Raw genomic sequence first — 7,427 nt, 5'->3', positions numbered from 1 at the left:
CGGCGCGGGCGCCGGGCTCTACCCCGCCACCCGCGCCTCCCGCCTCCAACCCACCGAAGCACTCACCGCGCCCTGAGCCGCCAGGGCACCGGGGCCGCTGACGGGCGGTGTCACGTCACAGGATTCGGAGCCGTCTGCTCGTGCGCCGGACGGCTCACTCACCGCCTCCGTCGCCGCGCTGACCGACCTGCGGCCCAGCGGATCGAACAACTCGGCGGCGTCAGCAACGGGGGCGAGTGAACGATGTGGACGCCTCATTTCGACGAGGCGCTCCAGGGCGCAACCCGACAGGACAGCCACGAAGGGGCGTCAGCATCGGGTGGGACCAGCCGAACGAGTTTTCCGAAGGTCTGGCACTCATCTGTAGTACATGGTGCCGAGTTGGAAAGGGGTGGAATCGTGTCACAGGCCGGCGGCGCGCGTTTCGGTGACGCCGTCGATGTGGGCCGAGTCTGACCTGTTCTCGACGGTGGCGAGAATGTTCTCGATGACCGCCAGGGCTTCCGCATGTCCGAGGGTCACTCCCAGGGAATTTTCCATCATGATTCCTCTGGAGACCATGGTCATCAGGACCAGGAGCGCGATCGGGGGCACGTCGGGGAGGCCGAGATCCTCATCGGCGGCTCTACGGGTGAGCGACTCCAGTTGTGCCTCGCGGGATCGCTCGGCGATTTCGGCGATCTCCGCGCGGATGGTCTTGCGGTGGTTGGCCAGGGCCATGAACTCGGTGATCAGGGCGGTACCGGGTTCGCTGCCGAACTCCCACAAGGCAAGGGATACTTCGTGCACCCGACCGTGCTCACCAACGTCTCCACCGACGCACGGCTGTACCGCGAGGAGATCTTCGGGCCGGTGGTCGCCGTCCTGCCGTTCGACGACGAGGACGAGGCCATCGCCCTGGCCAACGACACGACCTACGGTCTGGCCGGCGCCGTCTACACGCAGAACGGCGCCCGGGCCCACCGCCTCGCCAAGCGGATCGAGGCGGGCACCATCACGCTGAACTGCCAGCTGGTCTTCGACCACCAGATGCCCTCTCACATCACAGATTGACGTTGGACATGTCCGGGTAGCGCTCGCCCTGCACAGCCTCGCCGGCCTTCGTCAGGATTTCCAACTCGTGCGGAGTCAGTGAGAGGCCGGCGGCGGCGACGTTCTGCTCCAGGTAACGACGTCGTTTCGTTCCGGGGATCGGGACGATGTCGTCGCCCTGGTGGTGCACCCAGGCGAGCGCGACCTGGGCGGGTGTCGCGTTCCGCGCCGCCGCGATCTCCTCGATCTGGGCGACGACCGAGAGGTTGGCGTCGAGGTTCTCGGAGTTCATCCGGGGCATGCTGGCGCGGAAGTCGCCGGCCTCGAAGTCGTTCTGGGTACGGAAGGTTCCGGTGAGGAACCCCCGTCCGAGCGGGCTGTAGGCGATGAAGCCGATGCCGAGCTCGCGCACCGTCGGGAGGATCTCCTCTTCGGGGTGGCGTGACCAGATCGAGTACTCGGTCTGCAGTGCGGAGATGGGATGCACGGCGTGCGCCCGGCGGATCGTGGCCGGCGATGCTTCGGAGAGGCCGAGGTAGCGCACCTTCCCGGCGGTGACCAGCTCGGCCATGGCGCCAACGGTGTCCTCGATCGGCACAGTCGGGTCGACCCGATGCTGGTAGTAGAGATCGATGTGGTCGACCCCGAGGCGGGACAGGGATGCGTCGCAGGCTGAGCGGACGTACTCCGGCCGGCCGTTGATGTTCCTGGCCTGGGGATTGTCCGGGTCACGGACGATCCCGAACTTGGTCGCGAGCGTCACCTCGTCGCGCCGGCCGGAGATGGCCCGCCCGACCAGTCGCTCGTTTGTGAACGGCCCGTACATGTCGGCGGTGTCGAGGAAGGTGACGCCCAGGCCGAGCGCCCGCCGAATGGTGGCGATCGATTCGTTGTCGTCGGTTGCGCCGTAGAAGTCGGACATGCCCATGCAGCCGAGGCCCTGCACGCTGACCTGGAGTCCCTGGGAACCGAGCGGTACCTGGCGCAATGTGTCGTGGGGCATCGGTCGTCTGGTCCTCTCCCGATAGATATCAATCTTGGTGTCGATGGCTGTGAGATGGCGGCGAACCTCATCGAGACGCTCGGTGACGCGCTCCTTGTGGGCGGTGAGCAGCTCGAGCCGTTCGGTCTCGTTGCCGTGGCCGGCCCGTACAAGCGCCGCGTACCGCGCGATCTGGCGGATCGGCATGCCGGTTTGGCGCAGCGCGGTGAGCGTCGCGATCCAGCGCAGGTCCTCGTCGTCGTAGCGGCGATGGCTCGACGGAGCGCGCGCCACCCGATCGAGCATGAGGCCCACCCGCTCGTAGTACCGCAGAGTGTGCGCGCTCACGCCGCTCACCGTCGCCGTCTCCGCGATGGTGAGGCCGCTGTCCGCCGGCCCGGCGACGCCGACGGAGGGCCGTCCCGGCCCGGGTGCCCGGCAGCCCGACGTACGCCCGGCCGGCACCCGAGGACCGTCTTCGCTGAGCTCGTCGATCGCGGTCATGCCTCGAAGCTAGGACTTCGAGCGCGCTCGAAGTCAAACCTCTTCCGGCGTACGGCGCGCCCGACCAGCCTCACCCACGCGGATCGGGACGGGCCGTCGTGCCCAGGATCAACGCGGCCGCCATGATCGGCGTCATTGGCGGCGTCGAGTCGGTCAGCTCCGTCTCGGTCAACCTGAGCGGGTCCTGGGGGCCTCTGGAGGGTTGAGGAGGGCTGATGGACGATGACGGACACGATGAGTTCCGGGCGTATTTCGCCGCCCGGCTGCCGGCCTTGCTGCGGCTGGCGTACCTGCTGACCGGCGACGCGGCCGAGGCGGAGGACCTGGCGCAGACGGCGTTGGCACGTACCTTCGTCGCCTGGCGGAAGGTCCGTGTGTGCGACTCCCCTGACGCCTACGTGCGGCGAATTCTCGTCAACGCTCATCGGCGACGGTTCCGCGGTCGCCGGGTGGTCGAGACGCTGATGCCCACGGTGCCCGACAGGCTGGTCGGCGGGTCCGCCGGCGAGCTGGCGGCGGTGGAGGACCGGGCGGGACTCGCGGCGGCGCTGGCCGCCCTGCCCACCCGGCGGCGGGCCGTCGTGGTGCTGCGCTACTGCGAGGACCTGTCCGAGGCCCGCGTCGCGGAGATCCTCGGCTGCTCGGTCGGGACTGTGAAGACCCACGCGTCACGGGGCCTGGCCCGGTTGCGGGCCGATCCGTCGCTGGGGACGGCGATGGGACCGCGGTCCGACGGCGTGCGGCAGCCGTCGAGATCCGGCGACGGCGCCGTGCCGCCCCAGCTCGGCGCATCGGAACTGAACGGGACGAGGGGAGGTGCGGCATGATCTCCGACGAGGAGATGATCGAACGCCTTCGTGGCGCGGAGCGAACGGTGGACGTCCGGCCGTCGGGTGATCTGTGGGCCGGCGTACGGGCCCGGGTTCCGGGGGAGCGCCGTCGTCGGGTCGCGCGGCGGGCCGCCCCGGCGGTGGCGTGCGCCGTGGCCGCGGTGGGGATCGCGGCCGGCCTGACTCTGGGGGGCGGCACGGGGAAGGCATCCCTCGCGCCCGCCGACCTTCCGCCGGCCCCGCGGATCACCCGGCTCCAGCCGGTCACCTTCACTCCGGACGAAGCGGCACATCTCGTGGTCGAGTGCCTACAGTCCGGTCCTGGGCCGGCGGACCCGGCGCGCTTCCAGCCGGGTGGGCTGACGGTGTGGGCGGCGGCGCGGGACGCCGCCGGAGCGACCGTGATCCTGTCGAACCCCTCGACGTTCGTCGACTGCGACGTGCCGGCGGACGCGGCAGGTCGGCTGGACATCGACGGGGCGTATGTCTACAGCTGGGGGGCGGGCACGATGCGGTGCCCCGGACCGATCTCGAGCTGGAGTACGCCGGCGGAAGTCACGGGATAGGCGGCGGCTTCGGAGGCCGCCTCGGAGCCGGCTTCGGTAGCGGCCCCGGTGACAGTCGCACGGTCCATGACTGTGGCGGACGGGTGTCGGCCCGGGTTGCCCGGGTCACCGCGACGACTCCGTCCGGCGAAATCGTCGAGGTTCCCATCCAGGACGGGAAGGTCGTGGTCAGGACCGTCCAGATCGATCCGCCCGAGCCTGGTCCACGGCCCGGTGAGCCCGGGTTCGAGGACTTCAGACGGAACAACCCGACGCTTTTCAACGACTGGTACCAGGCCAATCGACCGGTCGTCCGGGCCTACGACCGGGATGGCCGCCTCCTGGCTGCAACCGAGGCGGGCTGAGGAGGGCCTAGGAGGGCTGAGACGGGCGCCGTCACTCCCCGTGCCGCGCGGGCAGAGGCAGTGGCGCCTCCTGACGCGCCACTGCGGGGGGTGGTGGCGGTCAGCCGCTGCTGACGGCGAGGACGATCTTGCCGCGGCCGTGTCTCGTCTCCAGCTCCCGGTGCGCCTCGGCGGCGTCCGCGAGCGGGACGACCCGGCGGACGTTGATGTGCAGGGCTCCGTGCGCCTGGAGGTCGGCCAGCTCGGCGAGCCGGGCGGCTGACCGGAGGTTGGGCGTGACCCGGATCCCGAGCTCCCCCGCCCGGCCGTGCTCGACGAGGGTGAGGATCCGGCTCCGGTCGGCGACCAGCGCCAGCGACGTGGTCAGCGCGTCGCCGCCGGCTCCGTCCAGCACGGCGTCCACGCCCGCGGGCGCGATCGCCTGGACGCGTTCGACCAGGCCGTCGCCGTAGGCGACCGGGATCGCGCCCAGTGAGCGGAGATAGTCGTGGTTGGCCGCGCCGGCGGTGCCGATGACGGTCGAGCCGGCGCGTACGGCCAGTTGGACGGCGACCGTCCCGACCCCGCCGGCGGCGGCGTGGATCAGGACGGTGTCGTCCCTGCCGACGCCCAGCTCCCGCAGCGTGATGTGGGCGGTCTGCGCCCCGCCGCTGAACCCACCCGCAACCTCCCAGGACATGCCGGCCGGCTTGGCGGTCACCTGGCCGGCCGGTACCACCAGATACTCGGCATACGCACCCAGCTGCCCGAAGCCGAGCACCTCGGCGCCCACCGCGACGCCGTGACCCCCGCCGTCTACGCCGCCGACGCTGTCGATCCCGCCGATTCCATCGGCCCCGCCGATTCCATCGGCCCTGTCGCCGACCTGGTCGACGACCCCGGCGAACTCGTTGCCGGGAATCGTCGGGAGCCGGGGTGTCACCCCGGGCGGTGCCCAGCCCGCGCGGACGGCGCAGTCGATCGGCTGGACACCGGCGAACCGGACCCGGACCCGTACCTGGCCGGGCCCGGCCACCGGCGTGGCCAGATCCATCAGCTCGAGAACCTCCGGGCCACCGTGCCGCGCGAACGCCGCTGCCTTCATCGGACATCCCTTCATCGCCGTTGACGAAGGTCGAGTCTGCGACCTCGACCGCGGTTGAGATCAAGGGCAGGAGATGAGACCCGGGTCACGCGGAGGCACCACGCTCCGGCGAATTCTCGTCACCGCTCATCGGCCTGGACACGGCCTGCGGGGGAGGCTGAACGGGGCAGCGACTCGTCTCGATCAGGATGGCGATGCCGTCGAGGAGGCGTTGCAGGCCGAACTCGAAGAGCGAGTCGAGGTCGAGGGATCGGGGCGGGACGCTCGCCAGCAGCGGGTGAGCCGAAGTCGCCGCCGGTGGGGTGATCGCGGGAGTGCCGTGGGCGTCCATCCACTGCTCGTCGGTGAGGCCCGAGTCCTGCACCGCCTCCGCCTCCGCCTCCAGGTTCAGGGCCAGCCCACGGATGTGGGCGGCCAGGGTGGTGTGTACGTGGATCATGGCCACCGGGTCGAGACCGAGTCCGTGCAGTGCCCGCATCACCCACTCCGCATGAGCCTTGATCTGCGGCGACATCAGGGGCCTGGTGAAGGACATCGCCTGTGCCAGCCAGGGGTGCCGGCGGTACATGGCCCACTGGGACCGTGCCGCCGCCTCCAGGCACCGGCGCCAGCCGGCCGGCGTGAACCCCGAGACGACGGGACGGGTCCCTCGTGCCCTGCTCGGACTCATCCTGGCATTCGCGATCAGACCCGCCGAACGCCGTCGGAAACACGCCCTGCTGGGCGGGACGATCAGGGAGCATCAGGAAGCGGCGAGGGTGGCGAACCAGCCCGACCGCTACCGCGCGATCACGACTCCGACGCTGCTCATGGCCGGCAGGGACAGTGACGACACCGCGGCCGGACGCGCGACCCGACAGCTCGCCGGGATTCTGCCCCGCGCCAGCCTCGTCACCTTCGGGGACCTCGACCATTTCGGGCCGGAGAGGGCGCCGCGGCGTGTAGCCGCGGCAGTGGCCGACTTCTTCGCCGCCGTCGGCACGTCCGGCTCGGCACGGGCCGAGCGGTGACGGTGACGGGCAGCGTCATCCGCCGAGACGCTGACCAGACCGCCAGCTCGCCATCGGGCAACTGCTCAAGCCGCCAACCGACAGGCCGGCCGGTGGCGGCGTCCCAGATCCGGCCCGATCGATTCCTGATCGATTCACGGCAGCGCTACTTTGAGTGACTAATCCACCACGATGCGGCGCGGCCGGATCCCGGGTGGGGCGTGGCCGGCTTCGATGGCGCTTGACCTGCTCATCAGTCATGGTTGATCAGGGAGGGGGTATGGATGCGCCGAGACGTCGCCCTGCCGGGAACGGTGTCGGGGTGTCCTGATGACGCACCGACGCACCCCGGTCACCCGGGATGAGCCGAGCGGATCCCTGACCGATTTCGTGGGCTTGTTGGCCGAATACGCAGAGACGGCCAGAGCCGGGAAGCGTAGAAACAGATAGAGACGCTGACGATGTGGTCTGGCGCACGCCCCGGACCCGCCAGTCGAGGAGGATCATGAACATCGACGACATGGTCTTGGTGAGCATCGACGACCACGTGGTCGAGCCGCCCGACATGTTCAAGAACCACGTCCCGGCGAACCTGGTCGACCAGGCGCCGCACGTCGTGCGCAACGACAAGGGCGTGGACCAGTGGATCTACCAGGGCCGGGTGACGGGCGTCAGTGGCCTGAACGCGGTCGTCTCGTGGCCGGCGGAGGAGTGGGGCAAGGACCCGGCCGGCTTCGCCGAGATGCGCCCGGGGGTGTACGACATCCACGACCGGGTCCGGGACATGGACCGTAACGGGATCCTGGCGTCGATGTGCTTCCCGACGTTCGCCGGGTTCAGCGCCGGGCATCTCAACCACTACAAGACCGACACCACGGTCACGATGATCCAGGCGTACAACAACTGGCACATCGACGAGTGGGCCGGCACCTACCCGGGCCGGTTCATCCCGCTGGCGCTGCTTCCGACCTGGAAGCCGGAGCTGATGGTGAACGAGATCCGCCGGGTGGCGGCGAAGGGCTGCCGGGCGGTCACGATGCCCGAGCTGCCGCACCTCGAGGGCCTGCCCAGCTACCACGATCTCGACTTCTGGGCT

At 70.1% G+C, this 7,427-nt stretch carries 10 protein-coding genes and 1 pseudogene; 6 read left to right on the top strand and 5 right to left on the bottom strand.

What is annotated here, in order from left to right:
• Positions 1 to 402 precede the first annotated feature (402 nt).
• Positions 403 to 789 carry a hypothetical protein gene (locus AC559T_RS07260; RefSeq protein ID WP_235014837.1) on the bottom strand — a complete coding sequence of 129 codons (387 nt, stop codon included), beginning with the start codon at positions 787 to 789 and terminating at the stop codon, positions 403 to 405.
• On the opposite strand from AC559T_RS07260, the gene AC559T_RS07255 reads away from it, so the two are divergent.
• Positions 784 to 1,053 carry an aldehyde dehydrogenase family protein gene (locus AC559T_RS07255; protein WP_498868193.1) on the top strand — a complete coding sequence of 90 codons (270 nt, stop codon included), beginning with the start codon at positions 784 to 786 and terminating at the stop codon, positions 1,051 to 1,053. The genes AC559T_RS07260 and AC559T_RS07255 overlap by 6 nt on opposite strands.
• Here the strand turns inward: AC559T_RS07255 and AC559T_RS07250 are convergent.
• Positions 1,043 to 2,035, bottom strand: coding sequence for an aldo/keto reductase (locus AC559T_RS07250; protein ID WP_498868194.1), 993 nt, complete (start codon positions 2,033 to 2,035; stop codon positions 1,043 to 1,045). The two genes, AC559T_RS07255 and AC559T_RS07250, sit on opposite strands and share 11 nt — an antisense overlap.
• 168 nt (positions 2,036 to 2,203) lie before the next feature.
• Positions 2,204 to 2,518: pseudogene (locus tag AC559T_RS07245) on the bottom strand (MerR family transcriptional regulator); the annotation flags it as partial.
• 215 nt (positions 2,519 to 2,733) lie between these two features.
• On the opposite strand from AC559T_RS07245, the gene AC559T_RS07240 reads away from it, so the two are divergent.
• The 3 genes from AC559T_RS07240 (at position 2,734) to AC559T_RS07230 (ending at position 4,258) form a co-directional block, all read left to right on the top strand.
• Positions 2,734 to 3,345, top strand: a complete 612-nt coding sequence (locus AC559T_RS07240; protein ID WP_498868192.1) for a SigE family RNA polymerase sigma factor — start codon at positions 2,734 to 2,736, stop codon at positions 3,343 to 3,345.
• The gene (locus AC559T_RS07235) at positions 3,342 to 3,914 is read left to right on the top strand and encodes a hypothetical protein (protein WP_498868191.1); all 573 of its coding nucleotides are present in this window, start codon (positions 3,342 to 3,344) and stop codon (positions 3,912 to 3,914) included. The genes AC559T_RS07240 and AC559T_RS07235 overlap by 4 nt, the downstream gene beginning before the upstream one ends.
• An 83-nt stretch (positions 3,915 to 3,997) precedes the next feature.
• The gene (locus tag AC559T_RS07230) at positions 3,998 to 4,258 is read left to right on the top strand and encodes a hypothetical protein (protein WP_498868190.1); all 261 of its coding nucleotides are present in this window, start codon (positions 3,998 to 4,000) and stop codon (positions 4,256 to 4,258) included.
• 100 nt (positions 4,259 to 4,358) lie between these two features.
• Here AC559T_RS07230 and AC559T_RS07225 read toward each other — a convergent pair whose 3' ends face one another.
• Both AC559T_RS07225 and AC559T_RS07220 read right to left on the bottom strand, forming a co-directional pair.
• The gene (locus tag AC559T_RS07225; RefSeq protein ID WP_498868189.1) at positions 4,359 to 5,342 is read right to left on the bottom strand and encodes an NADP-dependent oxidoreductase; all 984 of its coding nucleotides are present in this window, start codon (positions 5,340 to 5,342) and stop codon (positions 4,359 to 4,361) included.
• 85 nt (positions 5,343 to 5,427) lie between these two features.
• Positions 5,428 to 5,910 carry a TetR/AcrR family transcriptional regulator C-terminal domain-containing protein gene (locus AC559T_RS07220; RefSeq protein ID WP_498868188.1) on the bottom strand — a complete coding sequence of 161 codons (483 nt, stop codon included), beginning with the start codon at positions 5,908 to 5,910 and terminating at the stop codon, positions 5,428 to 5,430.
• On the opposite strand from AC559T_RS07220, the gene AC559T_RS07215 reads away from it, so the two are divergent.
• Positions 5,909 to 6,352 (top strand): hypothetical protein, encoded by a 444-nt coding sequence (locus AC559T_RS07215; protein WP_498868187.1) that lies wholly within the window; start codon positions 5,909 to 5,911, stop codon positions 6,350 to 6,352. The genes AC559T_RS07220 and AC559T_RS07215 overlap by 2 nt on opposite strands.
• A gap of 484 nt (positions 6,353 to 6,836) precedes the next feature.
• Positions 6,837 to 7,427: amidohydrolase family protein (locus tag AC559T_RS07210; protein WP_498868186.1), on the top strand; the 591-nt coding region annotated here is incomplete at its 3' end.

Source organism: Frankia sp. Hr75.2, assembly GCF_949319125.1.
Classification (GTDB): Bacteria; Actinomycetota; Actinomycetes; order Frankiales; family Frankiaceae; genus Parafrankia; species Parafrankia soli.
The sequence above is the reverse complement of the archived record's forward strand: the minus strand, read 5'-3'. Positions and strand labels throughout refer to the sequence as shown.